At 70.5% G+C, this 16,787-nt stretch carries 14 protein-coding genes; 9 read left to right on the top strand and 5 right to left on the bottom strand.

The features are described from left to right. The first annotated feature begins 278 nt into the window (after window positions 1-278). Window positions 279-2,429: a S9 family peptidase gene (locus VM780_RS05715; RefSeq protein WP_325446018.1), complete on the top strand. Its 2,151-nt coding sequence runs from the start codon at window positions 279-281 to the stop codon at window positions 2,427-2,429. Here VM780_RS05715 and VM780_RS05710 read toward each other — a convergent pair. Then, window positions 2,419-3,798 carry a hypothetical protein gene (locus tag VM780_RS05710; RefSeq protein WP_325446016.1) on the bottom strand — a complete coding sequence of 460 codons (1,380 nt, stop codon included), beginning with the start codon at window positions 3,796-3,798 and terminating at the stop codon, window positions 2,419-2,421. The two genes, VM780_RS05715 and VM780_RS05710, sit on opposite strands and share 11 nt — an antisense overlap. Before the next feature lie 207 nt (window positions 3,799-4,005). On the opposite strand from VM780_RS05710, the gene VM780_RS05705 reads away from it, so the two are divergent. Continuing rightward, on the top strand, window positions 4,006-4,602 hold the full coding sequence (locus tag VM780_RS05705) for a superoxide dismutase (protein ID WP_325446014.1): 597 nt from the start codon (window positions 4,006-4,008) through the stop codon (window positions 4,600-4,602). An 82-nt stretch (window positions 4,603-4,684) separates the two neighbouring features. Here VM780_RS05705 and folP read toward each other — a convergent pair whose 3' ends face one another. The 3 genes from folP to VM780_RS05690 form a co-directional block, all read right to left on the bottom strand. After that, window positions 4,685-5,518, bottom strand: a complete 834-nt coding sequence (gene folP / locus VM780_RS05700; protein WP_414652798.1) for a dihydropteroate synthase — start codon at window positions 5,516-5,518, stop codon at window positions 4,685-4,687. A 75-nt stretch (window positions 5,519-5,593) separates the two neighbouring features. Beyond that, on the bottom strand, window positions 5,594-6,001 hold the full coding sequence (locus tag VM780_RS05695; protein WP_325446012.1) for a DUF4332 domain-containing protein: 408 nt from the start codon (window positions 5,999-6,001) through the stop codon (window positions 5,594-5,596). A 96-nt stretch (window positions 6,002-6,097) separates the two neighbouring features. Next, window positions 6,098-6,466 (bottom strand): hypothetical protein, encoded by a 369-nt coding sequence (locus VM780_RS05690; RefSeq protein ID WP_325446010.1) that lies wholly within the window; start codon window positions 6,464-6,466, stop codon window positions 6,098-6,100. A gap of 146 nt (window positions 6,467-6,612) precedes the next feature. On the opposite strand from VM780_RS05690, the gene VM780_RS05685 reads away from it, so the two are divergent. The 6 genes from VM780_RS05685 (at window position 6,613) to VM780_RS05660 (ending at window position 15,405) form a co-directional block, all read left to right on the top strand. Beyond that, complete coding sequence (locus tag VM780_RS05685) at window positions 6,613-8,190, top strand: helicase HerA-like domain-containing protein (RefSeq protein ID WP_325446008.1); 1,578 nt, start codon at window positions 6,613-6,615, stop codon at window positions 8,188-8,190. A gap of 78 nt (window positions 8,191-8,268) precedes the next feature. Beyond that, window positions 8,269-9,651 (top strand): dipeptidase, encoded by a 1,383-nt coding sequence (locus VM780_RS05680; protein ID WP_325446006.1) that lies wholly within the window; start codon window positions 8,269-8,271, stop codon window positions 9,649-9,651. A 209-nt stretch (window positions 9,652-9,860) separates the two neighbouring features. Continuing rightward, window positions 9,861-10,868, top strand: a complete 1,008-nt coding sequence (locus VM780_RS05675) for an autotransporter domain-containing protein (RefSeq protein WP_325446004.1) — start codon at window positions 9,861-9,863, stop codon at window positions 10,866-10,868. Window positions 10,869-11,042: 174 nt separating this feature from the next. Next, window positions 11,043-13,031, top strand: a complete 1,989-nt coding sequence (locus VM780_RS05670; protein ID WP_325446002.1) for a methylmalonyl-CoA mutase family protein — start codon at window positions 11,043-11,045, stop codon at window positions 13,029-13,031. Beyond that, complete coding sequence (scpA, locus tag VM780_RS05665; protein WP_325446000.1) at window positions 13,028-15,187, top strand: methylmalonyl-CoA mutase; 2,160 nt, start codon at window positions 13,028-13,030, stop codon at window positions 15,185-15,187. Before VM780_RS05670 ends, scpA begins: the two co-directional genes overlap by 4 nt. Then, window positions 15,184-15,405 (top strand): hypothetical protein, encoded by a 222-nt coding sequence (locus VM780_RS05660; protein WP_325445998.1) that lies wholly within the window; start codon window positions 15,184-15,186, stop codon window positions 15,403-15,405. Before scpA ends, VM780_RS05660 begins: the two co-directional genes overlap by 4 nt. Window positions 15,406-15,426: 21 nt before the next feature. Here VM780_RS05660 and VM780_RS05655 read toward each other — a convergent pair whose 3' ends face one another. Beyond that, the gene (locus VM780_RS05655; protein WP_325445996.1) at window positions 15,427-15,621 is read right to left on the bottom strand and encodes a CsbD family protein; all 195 of its coding nucleotides are present in this window, start codon (window positions 15,619-15,621) and stop codon (window positions 15,427-15,429) included. A gap of 158 nt (window positions 15,622-15,779) precedes the next feature. Here VM780_RS05655 and meaB point away from each other — a divergent pair, with 158 nt between their 5' ends. Then, window positions 15,780-16,772 carry a methylmalonyl Co-A mutase-associated GTPase MeaB gene (meaB, locus tag VM780_RS05650; protein WP_325445994.1) on the top strand — a complete coding sequence of 331 codons (993 nt, stop codon included), beginning with the start codon at window positions 15,780-15,782 and terminating at the stop codon, window positions 16,770-16,772. Window positions 16,773-16,787 lie beyond the last annotated feature (15 nt).

Genomic DNA, 16,787 nt, shown 5'->3' with positions numbered 1-16,787 from the left:
GCCCGCGAGGCTCATTGTGCAATAGACAATCAGTCAGGTGGGCGCAAGTTCTCGGCGTCGCCGTCAACCGCTTTTGTTTATGTCCGCCGACGATGACTGTCGCGATTACCGGCGCTTCCTAGCAGCCGATCGGCCGATTTCGCGGCCGGCGAAATGCCGCACAGCTCGCCGCCGGCCGGCGGAGGGGTCCTGTTCTTGCGGAAGCGGCCTGCGAAAACTACGGTCCCGGCCTTCTGCGACGCCAAGTCGCTCCAGCAAACGGCGAAAGAAAGGCGGGCATGACCCTTCCGGTTCAGACGTCCGAGGTCTGCGACGTCACGCCGCCCGAGGCGGAGCGGCGGCCCTTCGCCCGCGTGGTTCATGGCGTGCGGCTCGAGGATCCCTACGCTTGGCTGAAGGCCGAGAACTGGGCCGAGGCCATGCGCCGGCCGGAGGTGCTGCCGGCCGACATCCGCGCGCATCTGGAAGCCGAGAACGCCTATGCGGCGGCTCTGCTCGGGCCGCTCGGCGCGCTCAAGACGAAGCTCGTCGCCGAGATGCGGGGCCGCATCAAGGAAGACGACTCGACCCCGCCCACGCCCGAGGGGCCTTACGACTACGCCATTCGCTACCGCGAGGGCGGCCAGCACCCGCTGATCGTGCGCCGGCCGCGCGGCGCTGACGCGGAGGCTGAGCAGATCCTGCTCGACGGCGACGCGCTGGCGAAGGGGCGCGCCTTCTTCCAGCTCGGTCACTGGCGCGTCTCGCCCGACCACGCGCTTCTGGCCTGGAGCGCCGACGACAAGGGCTCGGAGTTCGACACCATCCGGGTGCGCGACCTCGCGACCGGCGCGGATCTCGCCGATGAGGTCTCCAGCGCCACCGGCGCGACGGTCTGGGCCGCGGACGGAAAGAGCTTCTGGTATGTCCGGCTCGACGAGCGGCACCGCGCGCTCGAGGTCTACCGCCACCGGCTCGGGACGCCTGTCGATCAGGACGAACTCGTCTTCAAGGAGCAGGATCCGGGCTGGTTCGTCGGCGTCGAGGAGACCCGCTCGGGCGCCTACTGCGTCATCACCGTCTCCGACCACGACACCAGCGAGGCGCATCTCATCCCGCGCGACGCGCCCGAGACCGCCCCGCGCCTGGTCTGGCCGCGCCGGACCGGCGTGCGCTACGAGCTCGACCACCACCCGTCGCTCGGCGGCCGCTCGACCCTGATCCTGCGTACCAACGCGGACGGCGCGGTCGACTTCAAGCTGGTCGCCGTCCCGGCCGACGATCCGTCAGGCGAGGCCCGCGAACTGCTGCCGCACCGGCCTGGAATCTACGTCCTCGACCACGCGGCGACGGCCCGTCACCTCGTGCGGCTCGAACGCGTCGACGCGCTGCCGCGGCTGGTGATCCGCGCGCTTGCAGATGAGAGCGAGCACCAGATCGCCTTCCCGGAAGAGGCCTACTCGCTCGGGGTCGACGCCGGCCGGGAATTCGACACCGAAATCACGCGCTTCACCTATTCCTCGCTGGCGACGCCCGCCGAGGTCTGGGACTACGACATGACGACCGGCGAACGCCGGCTGCGCAAGCGCCAGGAGATCCCGTCCGGCCATGATCCGGCGGCCTATGTGGTGCGTCGCGTGACCGCGACCGCGCCAGACGGCGCCGACGTGCCGGTCACGGTGCTGCATCGCGCCGGCCTCGCGCTCGACGGGACAGCGCCCTGCCTGCTCTACGGCTACGGCGCCTATGGCATCTCGATCCCGGCGAGCTTCTCCGGCGGCAGACTGTCCTTGGTCGATCGCGGCTTCGTCTACGCCATCGCGCATGTTCGCGGCGGGACCGAGAAGGGATGGGGCTGGTATCTCGACGGCAAGCTCGAGAACAAGCCGAACACCTTTTTGGACTTCATCGCGGTCGCCGAGCATCTCGCCGAAGCCGGCTTCACCTCCGCCGGCCGCATCGTGGCGCATGGCGGCTCTGCCGGCGGCATGCTGATGGGCGCGATCGCCAATCTGCGGCCGGAGCTGTTCGCGGGGATCATCGCCGACGTGCCGTTCGTCGACGTGCTGACCACCATGCTCGACGACACGCTGCCGCTGACCCCGCCGGAATGGCCCGAATGGGGCAATCCGATCGAGGACGCGGAGGCGTTCCGGCGCATCCGCGGCTACAGCCCGGTCGACAATGTCGGGCCGCGTCCCTACCCGGCGATCTTCGCGCTCGCCGGTCTCACGGACCCGCGGGTGACCTATTGGGAGCCCGCCAAATGGGTGGCGCGGCTGCGCGAGGCGACCACCTCCGGGCGGCCGATCCTGCTCAAGACCAACATGGACGCCGGCCATGGCGGGGCCGCGGGTCGGTTCGACCGGCTCGACGAGGTCGCGCTGTCCTACGCCTTCGCGCTCTGGGCGGTCGGCCGCGCCGAGACTGAGTCCGGGCCTAGCGCCTGAGCCGCGGCGCGCCCTGCTCGAGCTCCGCGATTGCGGCGTCGAGCGGGTCCTCCGACAGGCGGTCGGCCGGCCCGGCGCTGAGCGGCGGCGGCTCCTCGGGAGCGCTGCGGAAGCGCGGCCGGTCGTCGTCGTTCTCCGGCTGGGCCACAACCGACTCGCCGGTCTCCTCGATCCCTTCCGGTTCGTCGGCCGGATCGAAGACGCCGCCACGCGCGGCGAGCACCGTCTTGCGCAACTCCTCGACGGAGCCGAAGCGGCGGCGGCCATGCGGCGATTCCGCCTCCACCGACCCGTCGTCGAAGAAGCGGTAGGTGACGCCCTTCAGTTCGCCCTCCCGGACGAGGCGCGGGCCAGCCGCGGCCGCCTCCGCTTCGGCGGCCTCCTCTGCCGGGGCGACCGTCTCGGGTTCGGCCGCCGGCTCCTCCGGCTCCGGCGGCGGCGGAACGTCCAGCCTCGGCTCCTTCCGTTCGGCACGCGCCCTGGCTTCGCGCCGTTCGCGGGCCCGGATCAGCCATTCGGGCGGGGACGCGCGCTTTGCGCCGGCGACTGCGCCCGCGGGAGGCTCCGCCTGCGCGGGAGCCTCGACGGGCGCTGGTGACGACGTCTCCGCCAGCTTGGGCTCGGCCGGAGAGGTCTTGGCCGCAGTCTCAGTCTCAGTCTCAGTCTCGGTCTCTGCGACCGCCGCAGCCGGCTGTGGCTCCGGCGCAGGCGGGGACGCTGCCTCGATCTCGATCTTCTCGGACGCTTCCGGCGCGTCGTCGCGCTCGCGGACGACCGACGCGGCCGGCGGCTCCGGCCGGGCCGGCTGGGGCGCGGCAAGGCCTCCCAGCATGGGCGCGACCACTACCGGCGGCTCGAACGCCGCGGACACCGGGGTGGCGGCAGGCGGACGATCCTTCGCGCCTCGCGGAGCCTCGACGCGGGGCTCGGGGGCCGCAGGGCGTGGGACAGAGGGCGCAACCGGCTCGCGCAGCGGCGGCTTCGCGACCGGGGCGGCGGGCCGCTCCGTCTCGGCCGCCGGAGCAGGTGCAGGTGCAGGTGCAGGAGCGGATTCGGGGCGGGGCGGCGCGGGCGCTCTCGGCAGCGGCCGCGGCGCCGGCTTGGCGACGCCTGCCTTCCGGCCGCGCGCCATCACGCCCATCAGCCCGCCTTCGCCGGCGTCACCCGCCGGGAGGCCGCCCGCCGCTCCGGCGATGATTCGGCCGAGCCGCCGGATCGCGCCCGTAATGGCGCCGAGCCCGATCGCCAGCACGCCCGCCCCGGCGAGCCGCGTCGCGATGTCGAGCGTCGCGAAGGCGTCGCCCTGCAGCAGCATGAGGCCGCTCCAGGCCAACAGGCCGGCTCCGAGCAGGTACAGGACGACGGACATGGATCTGGCGCCTCGCGGGTTGTCGGCTCGTAAGTCTCTGGGCCGGCCATGGTTACCGACCGATGAAGCAGCCTGGAGGTTCGCGGCGGCGTTGTCCCGCGGAGCCGACCGGCCTATCTAACGCGGGCGACCCGCCGCTGCACGCGGAGCTTCGTCACGCCTCGCGGCCGAGCGGAATACCCCATCCTTTTCCCGTGGAGATTTTCGATGGCCTTCGAGCTTCCGGACCTGCCTTACGCCTATGACGCTCTGCAGCCCTATATGTCCAAGGAAACCTTGGAGTTCCATCACGACAAGCACCACAACGCCTATGTCGAGACGGGCAACAAGCTGCTCGCCGGCTCCGGCCTCGAGGGCAAGCCGCTCGAGGAGGTGGTGACGGGCTCCTACGGGAAGAATCAGGCGCTGTTCAACAATGCCGGGCAGCACTTCAACCACATCCATTTCTGGAAATGGATGAAGCCGAACGGCGGCGGCGCGGTTCCGGGCTCGCTGGAAGCCAAGATCAAGGAGGACCTCGGCGGCGTCGACAAGTTCAAGGAGGACTTCATCGAGGCCGGCAAGGGCCAGTTCGGCTCCGGCTGGGCGTGGCTCGCGCTCAAGAACGGCAAGCTGGAGGTGATGAAGACCCCGAACGGCGAGAACCCGCTGGTTCACGGCGCGACGCCGCTGCTCGGCGTCGACGTGTGGGAGCACTCCTACTACATCGACTACCGCAACCGCCGGCCCGACTACCTCAAGGCGTTCATCGAGAACCTGGTGAACTGGGAGTATGTCGAGGAGCTGTACTCCAAGGCGAGGTGATCGTCACAAGCGATTGATACGGCGGGGCCTTCGGGCCCCGTTTTCGTTCCTGAGGCGGTCCCGCGCTAAGCGGCCATACCGCTCACGCGTCGAGGATCGCCTGCGCGACAAGCAGCGCGTCGCGGTTGGCGCGCACGTCGTGGACGCGGAACATCACCGCGCCCTGCCGCCAGCCGAGCACCGAGGTCGCGACGGTGCCGAACACGCGCTCCTCCGGCTTTCGCTCGATGATGTGGCCGATCAGCGACTTGCGCGAAGTCCCGAGCAGCACTGGAAAACCCATGGCCGCGAGCGCGTCGACGCGACGGATGGCGATCAGGTTCTGCTGCACCGTCTTGCCGAAGCCGACGCCGGGATCGAGCGCGATCGCGGCGTCCGGAATTCCGGCTTTTTGAGCGATCTCGATCGAGCGACCGAGAAACCGCCTCATGTCCTCGACGATGTCGAGCGCCGGATCGACCTCGGTGCGGTGATGCATCACCACGACCGGCGCGCCGTGTTCGGCGGCGACGCGCGCGATGTCCGGATCGCGCTGCAGCCCCCAGACGTCGTTAACGATTTGCGCGCCCGCCGCGAGCGCCGCGGCCGCCACCTTGGCCTTCATGGTGTCGATCGAGATCGGCGCGTCGACCGCCTGCTTCACGGCGCGGATGGCCGGCACGACGCGGCGGATCTCCTCCTCGGCGTCGACCGCCTGATAGCCCGGCCGGGTCGACTCGCCGCCGATATCGATGACGTCGGCGCCCTCCGCCGCCATGGCCCGGGCGTGCGCCACGGCGTTCTCCACGGCCGCGAAACGACCGCCGTCGGAGAACGAATCCGGCGTCACGTTGAGGATGCCCATGATGCGCGGGCCGCCTGTGCGTTCAAACAGGCGGGCGGAGCGGAAGGCGGGCTGGGACGAGCCGTCGGACATGCGTGGATCCGGAAGCGTGGAGGTCGAGCGGACCATCAGCATGATTTCGCCTCGGGAAGAAACCCCGGCGCGCGATCAGTAGGTCATCTTCACCGGCAGCGCCCGGGCGCGCTCGATCCACTTCGCCAGCATCTTCTCCGACGGCGGCACTTGCACGATCTTGTGGTTCTGGTTCAGCCGCGCGACCAGGCGCGCGAGATTGGCGGGGTTGCGGCTGCGCAAATCCGGGACGGTGTCGACGCCCGCGGCTTCGAGCAGCTCGGCGTAGTCCAGCGCTATGCCGGGCACGCGCGTCAGGTCGGCGATGTTGGCGAGCTTCAGAATGACGGTTTCGTCCAGGCCCGCCTCGGCGGCCAGCGTCTTGCGCCCCTTCGGGGTGCTCGCCCGCTCCAGCACGGTCGCGGTGGTGCGGACGCGGATCGCCTTCAGCTTTGCGACAGCCTCCGGGCCGATGCTCCCGACGCCGGAGACTGGATAGGACATGCGTCGCCTCCCCGCGCAGCATCGTGGCCGACCCGGCCCAATCTTACGCGGGCCATGCGAACGCGCACGCGCAAGCGCCGCCGGAGGCGGCGCTTCTCAGATGAAGGCTTCAAGCCCGGGCACGGCGCCGACGATCCGGCCCGTGGTCTCTTCCCCCACCCTCTCCCGCGAATAGGCGAGCAACTCGCGGGTGACGACCTGGACCTCGCCGCCTGACAGGCCAGCAGCCGTCAGCGCGTGGTAGGCGGCCATCGCGCCGAAGCCGGCATAGCCGGGGGATTCGGCGGCTTCCGCCCTGCCCTCGTCGAGCACCGGAGCGGCGCCGGGCATTGCGTCCACCAGCTCCTTCACGGCCGCCGGCGGGGCCTCCCTGTCGAGGAACACCAGGATGGTCTTGACCGCGGCCGCAGCCTTGGCGCGGTCGATGTGAGCGGCGGTCGATAGCCGGGTCACCAATTCGTCCATGCCTGTCTCCCCCTCGAGCCGTTGGCGGCGGCGCAGTTTAGGGACAGGTCGTCGGCTGACAAGCGACCCTTTGGAACGAGGCCGGCTTGGTTCGGTCCGTGCGCCGTGCCACTTTCGCGCCCCGGGAGCGCAGAGGGGCAAGCCGAATGGCCGAAGACGGCAGGATCTTCATCGGGACGAGCTTTGATCGGCGCGGCCAGAAAGTGAAAGCCGAACAGCTCGAGCTGCGGCTGGCGAACCGCCACGGCCTCGTCACCGGCGCGACCGGCACGGGCAAGACGGTCACGCTGCAGGTGCTGGCCGAGGGCTTTTCGCGAGCCGGCGTGCCGGTTTTCGCGGCCGACATCAAGGGCGACCTCTCGGGCGTCTCGCAGAACGGCGAGCCGAAGGACTTCCTGCTCAAGCGTGCGCATGAGGTGGGGCTGGAGCCCTATCAGAACAGCGCCTTCCCCGTCGTGCTCTGGGACCTGTTCGGTGAGCAGGGCCATCCGATCCGCGCCACGGTGTCCGAGATGGGGCCGCTGCTGCTGTCGCGCCTGATGGGGCTCAACGACACCCAGGAAGGCGTGCTCAACATCGTCTTCCGCGTGGCCGACGAGCAGGGCCTGCTGCTGCTCGACCTCAAGGACCTGCAGGCGCTGCTCGGCTACGTGGCGGAGAACGCCGCGACCCTCACCACCCGTTACGGCAACGTCGCCAAGGCGACCGTCGGCGCGGTCCAGCGCCAGCTGCTGGTGCTGGAGCAACAGGGCGGCGCAAAGTTCTTCGGGGAGCCGGCGCTGTCGCTGACCGACCTAATGCGCACGGCGCCGGACGGCCGCGGCGTCATCAACATCCTCGCCGCCGACAAGCTGATGGCGAGCCCGCGGCTCTACGCCACCTTCCTGCTGTGGCTGATGTCGGAGCTGTTCGAGGAGCTGCCCGAGGTCGGCGACCCGGACAAGCCGAAGCTCGTGTTCTTCTTCGACGAGGCTCACCTGCTGTTCGACGAGGCCCCCAAAGCGCTGATCGACAAGGTCGAGCAGGTGGTCCGGCTGATCCGCTCCAAGGGGGTCGGCGTGTATTTCGTCACGCAGAACCCGATCGACGTGCCGGAGACGGTGGCGGGCCAGCTCGGCAGCCGCGTGCAGCACGCGCTGCGCGCCTACACGCCGCGCGACCAGAAGGCGGTCAGGGCCGCGGCTGAGACCTTCCGGCCGAACCCGGAGCTCAACACCGCCCAGGTCATCACCGAGCTCGGCGTCGGCGAGGCGCTGGTCTCGACGCTCGAGGGCAAGGGCGCGCCCACCGTCGTGCAGCGCACGCTGATCGCGCCGCCGGCCGGCCGCATCGGACCGGTGACGCCCGACGAGCGCAAGGCGCTGGTCGCCTCCTCGCCGGTCGCCGGCCGCTACGACATTACGATCGACCGCGACTCCGCCTACGAGATGCTCGCCCGCAAGGCGCAGACGACGGTCGCGGCCGACCAGGCCGCCGCGCAGGCGGACGCCGGCGGCGGCGACGTGCTTGGCGGGTTGTTCAAGACGATCTTCGGCGCCGGAGCCGGCCGCAAGGGAACGCTGACACCCGGCCAGCGGGTCGCCCGCGAGGTCACGCGGACGATCGTGAACCGCACCGCCGGCGACGTTGCGGCCTCGCTCGGCAAGTCTGTCGCCGGCGGCATCGGCGGTTCCCTCGGCCGCGCGGTGGTGCGCGGCGTGCTCGGCGGCCTGCTCAGGCGTTAGGGGGCCGAAAGGCTCCACATCCGCGACGGTTTCGTCCATACCGCGCGACGTCCGCCTTTCGCACAGGAGCCGACAGCGATGTCCGACCTCGACCGCGCACTCGCCGCCGCGGACGACAGCCTCGACAAGAGCCTGGAGCGGCTGTTCGCGCTGCTGCGGATTCCGTCGATCTCGACCGATCCGGCCTACCGCAACGGCTGCCGCGAGGCCGCGGACTGGCTGAGACGCGACCTCGCCACGCTCGGCTTCTCGGCCGAGCTGCGCGAGACGCCCGGCCACCCGGTCGTGCTCGCCCGGCAGCCGAGGGCGGGCGGACCCCACGTGCTGTTTTACGGGCATTACGACGTCCAGCCGGTCGACCCGCTGGGGAAATGGGAGACCCCGCCCTTCGAGCCGCGCCTCGCGACGACCAAGACCGGCAAACAGATCATCGTGGCGCGCGGCGCGAGCGACGACAAAGGCCAGGTGATGACCTTCGTCGAGGCCTGCCGCGCCTGGAAGGCGGCCACCGGCTCGCTGCCCTGCGGCGTCACCATGGTGATCGAGGGCGAGGAGGAGTCCGGCTCCGTGAATCTGCCGGGCTTCTTGGAGGAGGCGCGCGCGGAGCTTGTCGCCGATGTCGCGCTGGTCTGCGACACCACGATGTGGGCCGAAGGCGCGCCCGCCATCACCTCGTCGCTGCGCGGCCTGCTCTACGAGGAGATCACCGTCCGGGCGGCCGACCGCGACCTGCATTCCGGCATGTATGGCGGCGCCGCCCGTAACCCGCTCCACGTGGTGGCCCGCATGGTGGCGGACCTGCATGACGACCAGGGCCGCGTCACGCTCCCCGGCTTCTATGACGGCGTGCCGGTTATCCCGGAGGAGGTCCGCGAGCAGTGGCGCGGCCTTGGCCTCGACGCCGAGACCTTCCTCGGCCCGATCGGCCTGTCGGTCCCGGCCGGCGAGACGGACCGCATGGTGATCGAGCAAATCCAGTCGCGCCCGACCTGCGACGTCAACGGCATGTGGGGCGGCTACACCGGCGCCGGCGCCAAGACCGTGATCCCGGCCGAAGCGCAGGCCAAGATCTCGTTCCGTCTCGTCGGCGACCAGGATCCCGCGGCGATCCGGCAGGCGTTCCGCGCCTTCGTGCGCGAACGCGTGCCGGCCGACTGCAAGGTCGAGTTCACCGGCCACAAGGGCTCGCGGGCGATCCAGCTGCCGTTCGACAGCCCGGCGCTCGCGAAGGCTCGCGACGCATTGCAGGCCGAATGGGGCTCACCGCCCGTGACGATCGGCTCCGGCGGCTCCATCCCGGTGGTCGGCGACTTCAAGCGGACGCTCGGGCTCGACGCGCTGCTGGTGGGTTTCGCGCTGGATGACGACCGCATCCATTCGCCCAACGAGAAATACGATCTCGAGAGCTTCCGCAAAGGCACGCGTTCCTGGGTCCGGATACTCGCGGCGCTCGCCGGCTGATCGTGGCGAGACTCCCGCGCGGCGATCGAGGCCGCCACAAAAACTCGACCGACGCCTGCCAATACCGCGCGGCGTGAGGGCTATGTACCTCTCGCACCATCGTGAATCGGCGTGAACTGCGAATCCTGAACAGTCGTTCATACTGCGCCTGCGAAGAACGCTGACCGGCGCCGTGCGGGCCGCCGGCCACGCTCCTTTGAGTGGCGACAATGAACTTGCTGAAATCCCGCGCCGGGCTTGCGCTCGGCATGGCGGCGCTTGTCTGCGTCGCGACGGCGCGCGCAGACGATCTCCGCTCCGCGCAGGCGCTGGCCGAAAGCGGCGTCTTCCTTGCTCATGCCGAGACCGAGGCGGCGTTCGCGCGCCTCGACGCGGCGCGGCCCGAAGACAAGCGGCCGATCCCGAAGGCCGCGGTCTACTGGGAGAACGGCTCCGCCTCCTTCGGGCAGGCGGAGCGTGAGGGCCGGCTCGGCTCAGGCGGGTCGACCTCGGTCATGCGGCTCGGGATCGACCGCGACATCGGCGCCGGAACGATCGTCGGCGCCTCCGCGAGCGCGGGCTTCGGCGACGTCAGTTCCGGCGACCTGAGCGCCAGGACCTTCGCCCAGCACGCCGAAATCTATGGCCGGCTCAACCGCGGGACGTCTTTCGCCAAGCTGTTGTTTGGCGGATCGGTGTTCGACTTCTGGTCGGTGGACCGCGGCCCGGAAGACGCACGCAGCCGCGCCTCGGCCTTCGCCTATGGCTTTCGGGCCGGCAGCCAGATCGGCGCGACCCTGACATTCGACCGCGTCAAGATCACGCCCACGCTCGCGCTTGCGGCCTATTCCAACACGCTGACCCGCTACCGCGAATGCGGCGGCGAGAATCCGCAGTCCTTCGACGCTCGGACCGCCCGCGCTGCGATCGGGTCCTTTCGGCTGACAGCCGCGCGCAAGCTCCGCCCGGCGCATGGCCCCGCGCTCGACCTGCAGGCTTTCGTCGGCGCCGAAGAAGCCGTGGCGTTCGACGCCGACGCGCTGTCCTCCACCGACGCGAGCGGCGCCGCTGCGCGGCTGGCGTCGGTGGGCAGCCCGAACGGGCGCGGCGTCGTCGGCGGCCTCGGGGTTGGCGCGGACCTGGCCCCGGGCGTCAATCTGAGCGTCAACTACGACTATGGGCGGCGGGACGACATAGCGACGCATTCCAGCCGCGCTCGTCTCGGCGTCAGTTTCTGAGGGCCGTGCTCGCGGAGCCGTGATCTTGCTGCAGCGCACAGCGTTTCTGCGGTTAGCCTAAGGGCGGGCGGATGCGCAGCGCGCCTGCCGCGGCGCCCGCTCTAGTTCCATTGTCGGTAATGGCGGGACCAAGGCCCCTGTGGCAGGGTCGCGGCGCTCCAGGCCGAGAACCGAATGACGATGGAACCGATCAAGCCGGCGACGAACTTCGCCGCCGAATTCCCCGCCAGCGAGGCGGAGTGGCGCCGCGCCGCCGAAACGGCGCTGAAGGGGCGCCCGCTCGACTCCGTTCTTATGCATCGGACGATCGACGGCCTCTTGATTGAGGGCATTGCGCCGCGCGCGGCGCCTCGTCCGATCGCCGGACGGCCCGCCGGGACGCCCTGGATCGCGATGACCCGCATCGACCTCGCCGATCCCGCGGCTGCGAACGCTCAGGCGCTCGAGGACCTCAACAATGGCGCGACCGGGCTGTCGCTCGCTCTCGCGGGCCAGGGCGACGGGCCCGGCCTTCGGGTCGAGAGCCTGGCGGACCTCGCGGCGACGCTGGACGGCGTGCTGCTCGATCTCGCGCCGATCCACCTCGACGTCGCGCCCTATGAGGGCCGAATCCTCGCAGCCATGTTCGCTGCGCTCGTCGAGCGGCGCGGTTTTGCGCCGGGTTCGGTCAATGTGCTGTTCGGCATCGACCTGCTGCGCGACCTGAGCCGCACCGGCGCCCTGCCGAAGGCTTGGCCGGAGATCCGCAGGCGTTTCGCGGGCGTGGTCACGGAGCTGCGCGAACGAGGCTTCACGAGCCCCATCGCGATGGCGGACGCCCGCGTGGCGCACTGCGCCGGGGCAAGCGACGCGCAGGAGCTCGCAACCGTGCTGGCCTCCGCCACGGAGCATGTCCGCACGATGATAGACAACGGCGTCGACCTGGAGGTCGCGGCCGACGCGGTCGCTTTTGCGTTCGCGTGCGACGCCGAGCAGTTCGCGTCGATCGCCAAGCTTCGCGCCGCGCGGCTGATGTGGGCGCGCTGGCGCGAGGAGGCCGGGCTGCCGCAGCGGCCCGTCCACATCCACGCCGAGACTTCGCGACGCATGATGACTCGGCGGGACCCGCACACCAACATGGTCCGCACCGCCATCGCGGCCTTCGCGGCGGGGGTCGGCGGGGCGGATTCCCTCACGGTCCTCCCGTATACGCACGCCTTCGCGGCTTCGGACGCCGACGGCCGCCGCCTGGCGCGCAACGCGCAGTCGATCATCCTCGAAGAGAGCAACGCCTATCGGGTGGCCGACCCCGCGGCAGGGGCCGGCGCCATCGAGCGCCTGACCGACAAGCTTGCTGAAGCCGGGTGGGAGCAGTTCCGCGGCATCGAGCGTCAGGGCGGCCTGTTCGAGGCTCTGTGCTCCGGCTTCTGGCAGGAGCGGATCCTCGAGACCCGCGGGGCCCGCGCGGAGGCGGTCGCGACCCGACGCGCGCCTGTCGTGGGCGTTTCCGAATTCCCTCAAGGCGGCGAAGCTCTCCTGTCGCTGGCTCCGCACCCGGCGTCGGGCGAGCCCTCCCCCACCCGCAAGATCAACGCGGAGTTCGAGGAGAGCCCCGCGGGCTTCCGGGCCATCGTGGCCGCCGTCGCGGCCGGCGCGACGGTCGCTGACATCCGGCTCGCCTCGCGCCCGAACCCGACGGCCTCGGCGACGCCGCTCGACCTCGACCGGCTGGCGTCGCCCTTCGAGGCGCTGCGCGCCGCGAATGAGAGCGCGCCCGAGCGCCCGACCGCCTTCCTCGCGCTGCTCGGGCCGATTGCGCGCCACGCGGCGCGCGCGGGCTTTATCCGCAACCTGCTGACCGCCGGCGGGATCGCCACAATCGACGGCCCGGTCGGCGGCGACGCCGCTGCGGTCGCGCAGGCGTTCCGCGAGAGCGGCGCCGGGCTTGCGATTATCTGCGGCGCCGACGACCTTTACGCCGAGCAGGGACCGGCTCTCGCCGCCGCGTTGCGCGCGGCCGGCGGGACGGTCTGGCTCGCAGGCCGCCCGAAAGCTGGAGCCGCGGAGCTGGAAGAGGCCGGCGTCGGCCGCTTCGTGGCCGCCGGAGACAATGCGCTTGACGCGCTCCGCGAAGCGACCAAGCTCGCCTCGGTCGTGGAACCCCGCGCCGGAGAGGCATCATGACCGCGAAGCTTCCCGATTTCGCCGCGATCGACTGGCGGCGCCCGGATCTCGCCCCGCCCGCGACGGGCGCCGAGCCCTGGACGACGCCCGAAGGCATCGCGGTCGCGCCGCTCTATGGCGAGGCGGATCTTGCCGGCCTCGAAGGGCTCGACACGTGGCCCGGCCTAGCGCCGTTCATCCGCGGCCCGTACCCGACCATGTACGCCTCGCAGCCCTGGACGATCCGGCAATATGCCGGCTTCTCCACCGCAGAGGACTCCAACGCCTTCTATCGCGCGAACCTCGCGGCCGGGCAGACCGGCGTCTCGGTCGCCTTTGATCTCGCGACCCATCGCGGCTATGACAGCGACCATCCGCGCGTCGCGGGCGACGTCGGCATGGCGGGCGTCGCGATCGACTCGATCTACGACATGCGCACGCTTTTCGACGGCATCCCGCTCGAGAAGATGACCGTGTCGATGACGATGAACGGGGCCGTGTTGCCGGTGCTCGCGCTGTTCATCGTGGCGGGCGAAGAACAGGGCGTGCCGCAGGAGAAGCTGGCCGGGACCATTCAGAACGACATTCTGAAGGAGTTCATGGTCCGCAACACCTACATCTATCCGCCGCAGCCCTCGATGCGGATCGTCTCGGACATCTTTGCGCACACGTCCGAGCACATGCCCAAATTCAACTCGATCTCGATCTCCGGCTACCACATGCAGGAAGCGGGAGCGACGGCCGACCTCGAGCTCGCCTACACGCTCGCCGACGGCGCCGAATATGTCCGCGCCGGCATGGCGGCGGGCCTCGACATCGACCGGTTCGCGCCGCGGCTGTCGTTCTTCTGGGCGATCGGCATGAACGTGTTCATGGAGATCGCCAAGATGCGGGCCGCGCGCCTGATCTGGACGAAGCTCATGACGGACCTCGGGGCCAAGAACCCGAAGTCGCTGCCGCTCCGGACCCACAGTCAGACCAGCGGCTGGTCGCTGACCGCGCAGGACGTCTACAACAACGTCATCCGCACGACGCTCGAGGCGATCGCCGCCACCCAGGGCGGCACCCAGTCGCTGCACACCAATTCGTTCGACGAGGCGCTGGCGCTGCCGACGGATTTCTCGGCGCGCATCGCCCGCAACACCCAGTTGGTGCTGCAGATGGAGAGCGGCACGACGCGCTTCATCGACCCGTGGGGCGGCTCGGCCTATGTCGAGCGGCTGACGCACGACTTGGCGACCAAGGCGCTGCAGCACATCGCCGAGATCGACCGGCTCGGCGGCATGGCCAAGGCGATCGAGGCCGGCGTGCCCAAGCTGCGCATCGAGGAGGCCGCCGCCACGACCCAGGCGCGGATCGACTCCGGCGAGCAGACCGTGGTCGGCGTCAACAAGTACCGGGTGCTGAAGAACGAGACGCTCGACGTCCGGCAGATCAAGAACGCCGAGGTGCGCGCCGCCCAGCAGGCCAAGCTCGAGCGGCTGCGCGCGGAGCGCGACCCGAAGGCGGTCGAGGCGGCGCTGACGGCGCTCGAAAACGGCGCCCGCGGGACCGGCAATCTGCTCGCGCTCTCGATCGAGGCGGCGCGGGCCAAGGCGACGGTCGGCGAGATCACCGAGGCGATGGAGAAGGTCTTCGGCCGGCACCGGGCGGAAATCCGCTCGATCTCCGGCGTCTACAAGCGGGAGGCTCGCGCGATGGGGGCGATCGACGAGGTGCAGGCCCAGGTCGCGGCCTTCGAGCGCGCCGACGGCCGCCGGCCGCGCATCCTGGTGGCGAAAGTCGGTCAGGACGGCCACGACCGCGGCCAGAAGATCATCGCCTCCGCCTTCGCCGATCTCGGCTTCGACGTCGACATCGGCCCGCTGTTCGCCACCCCCGAAGAAGCCGCGCGGCAGGCGATCGAGAACGACGTGCACGTGGTCGGCATCTCGACCATGACCGCCGGCCATCTGACGCTGGTGCCAGCGCTGCGGGACGCGCTGCGCGCCGAGGGCCGCGAGGACATCATGATCGTGGTCGGCGGCGTCATTCCGCCGGTCGACTACCCGGCGCTGAAGGAGGCCGGCGCGAGCCTGATCTTCCCGCCCGGCACGGTGGTGGCCGAGGCCGCCAAGGATCTGATGCGGATGCTCAGCGAGCGGCTCGGCTACACGGAAGCGCAGGCGGCCGAATGAGCGATCTCGACGACACGCCCGAAGAGCCGGCGCCCGAACTGGTCGAGGCGCTGGCGAAGCAGCTGTTCCGCGCCGAAAACCCGCCTTCGCTGCTGTGGGACACGAAGCAGTTCGAGAGCTCGGGTCGCCCGACCGATGGTTTCGAGGTCGCGAGCGAGGCGACGCGCGACGCCTACCGCAAACGTGCGCATGAGCTGCTGCTCGAGGCGCCGCAATAGCGGCGGCTCAGCCGTGCAGCTTCACACCCCAAGACGGCGGCGCAGGCCGAACGGCCGTGCGCCCATTGCGCGCCCGAAGCTCGCCTGGGCCGCGCCGGCGAACTCGGTCGCCCGTCCGCGCAGCACCAGCGCGCGATCGCCGGTCATCCGGCCCCAAATCTGCTGCAGCCGGCCCTTGACCTGACGATACCGGCCTTCGAGGCGATCCGCGTTCATGACGCCCTCCCTGAGAGCTGAAACACTTTGTAACATCTTTATGCCTCGAGAACGCTGAACGCTTGATGACGGTTCGGAGAGCTGCTCACGAAATTTGCGTGATCGCGCCTCTCCGGCCGCGTTAGCCTCGCCGCCCGCCTCCACCCGAAGGTTTCCGCGTGTCGCCCAAAAGGCCTGCCATCGACGTCGCCGATTACGCCGCCCACATCCGGGCCGGCGACCGGGCCGCGCTCGCCCGTGCGATCACGCTGGTCGAGAGCCGCCGGGCCGACCATCAGGCGGCCGCGCGCGAACTGGTGCAGGGGCTGCTGCCCGACACCGGCAAGGCGGTCCGGATCGGGATTACGGGCGTGCCCGGCGTCGGCAAGTCGACCGCGATCGACGCGCTCGGCTCGCGCCTCACGGCGGCCGGCCACCGCGTCGCGGTGCTTGCGGTCGATCCGTCCTCGACCCGCACCGGCGGCTCGATCCTCGGCGACAAGACGCGCATGAGCCGGCTCGCGCTCGACCGCAACGCCTATGTGCGCCCCTCGCCCTCCGCCGGCACGCTCGGCGGCGTGGCGGCCAAGACGCGCGAGTCCATGCTGTTGGCCGAGGCCGCCGGTTTCGACGTGATCCTCGTCGAGACGGTCGGCATCGGCCAGTCCGAGGTCGCGGTCGCGGACATGACGGACGTCTTCCTCGTGCTGATGCTGCCCGGCGCCGGCGACGAGCTTCAGGGCATCAAGAAGGGCGTGCTGGAGATCGCCGACATCATCGCGGTCAACAAGGCCGAGGGCGACGGCGCCGCGCGCGCCCGGGCGGCCGCGGCGGAATACAAGGCCGCGCTGAGGATTCTCGACGCCCGTTCCGGCGCCTGGGAGCCGGAGGTGCTGACGATCTCGGGCCGGGACGACATAAACCTCGACACGCTTTGGTCGCGCGTTCTGGCTTGCCGCGACGCGCGCGAAAAGGCCGGCGAGCTCAAGAGGCGCCGAGAGCGCCAGCAGGTGCGCTGGATGTGGACCATGGTGGAGGCCCGCTTCCGCGAGCGCCTCGCCGAAGATCCGCGTCTCGCGGCCCGCGTCCCCGAACTCGAACGCGCCGTCGCCTCAGGGGAAACCGCTCCCACCATGGCGGCGGACGAGATCGCCCGCGTGCTGGGGTTTTAGCAGGCGCCCCGACGC

Origin of the sequence: Hansschlegelia sp., assembly GCF_035538955.1 — a bacterium.
Classification (GTDB): domain Bacteria; phylum Pseudomonadota; class Alphaproteobacteria; order Rhizobiales; family Methylopilaceae; genus Methylopila.
Note: the sequence above shows the minus strand (reverse complement) of the source record. Positions and strands in the feature narration are given on the sequence as shown.

Bases quoted from the DNA above. Each gene is read 5' to 3' on its own strand.
- scpA (WP_325446000.1), top strand. From the start codon at position 13,028: ATGACCGCGAAGCTTCCCGATTTCGCCGCGATCGACTGGCGGCGCCCG.
- VM780_RS05690 (WP_325446010.1), bottom strand. From the start codon at position 6,466: ATGGACGAATTGGTGACCCGGCTATCGACCGCCGCTCACATCGACCGC.
- VM780_RS05715 (WP_325446018.1), top strand. From the start codon at position 279: ATGACCCTTCCGGTTCAGACGTCCGAGGTCTGCGACGTCACGCCGCCC.
- VM780_RS05660 (WP_325445998.1), top strand. From the start codon at position 15,184: ATGAGCGATCTCGACGACACGCCCGAAGAGCCGGCGCCCGAACTGGTC.
- VM780_RS05680 (WP_325446006.1), top strand. From the start codon at position 8,269: ATGTCCGACCTCGACCGCGCACTCGCCGCCGCGGACGACAGCCTCGAC.
- folP (WP_414652798.1), bottom strand. From the start codon at position 5,518: ATGTCCGACGGCTCGTCCCAGCCCGCCTTCCGCTCCGCCCGCCTGTTT.
- VM780_RS05705 (WP_325446014.1), top strand. From the start codon at position 4,006: ATGGCCTTCGAGCTTCCGGACCTGCCTTACGCCTATGACGCTCTGCAG.
- VM780_RS05695 (WP_325446012.1), bottom strand. From the start codon at position 6,001: ATGTCCTATCCAGTCTCCGGCGTCGGGAGCATCGGCCCGGAGGCTGTC.
- VM780_RS05710 (WP_325446016.1), bottom strand. From the start codon at position 3,798: ATGTCCGTCGTCCTGTACCTGCTCGGAGCCGGCCTGTTGGCCTGGAGC.
- VM780_RS05685 (WP_325446008.1), top strand. From the start codon at position 6,613: ATGGCCGAAGACGGCAGGATCTTCATCGGGACGAGCTTTGATCGGCGC.
- VM780_RS05675 (WP_325446004.1), top strand. From the start codon at position 9,861: ATGAACTTGCTGAAATCCCGCGCCGGGCTTGCGCTCGGCATGGCGGCG.
- VM780_RS05670 (WP_325446002.1), top strand. From the start codon at position 11,043: ATGACGATGGAACCGATCAAGCCGGCGACGAACTTCGCCGCCGAATTC.
- VM780_RS05655 (WP_325445996.1), bottom strand. From the start codon at position 15,621: ATGAACGCGGATCGCCTCGAAGGCCGGTATCGTCAGGTCAAGGGCCGG.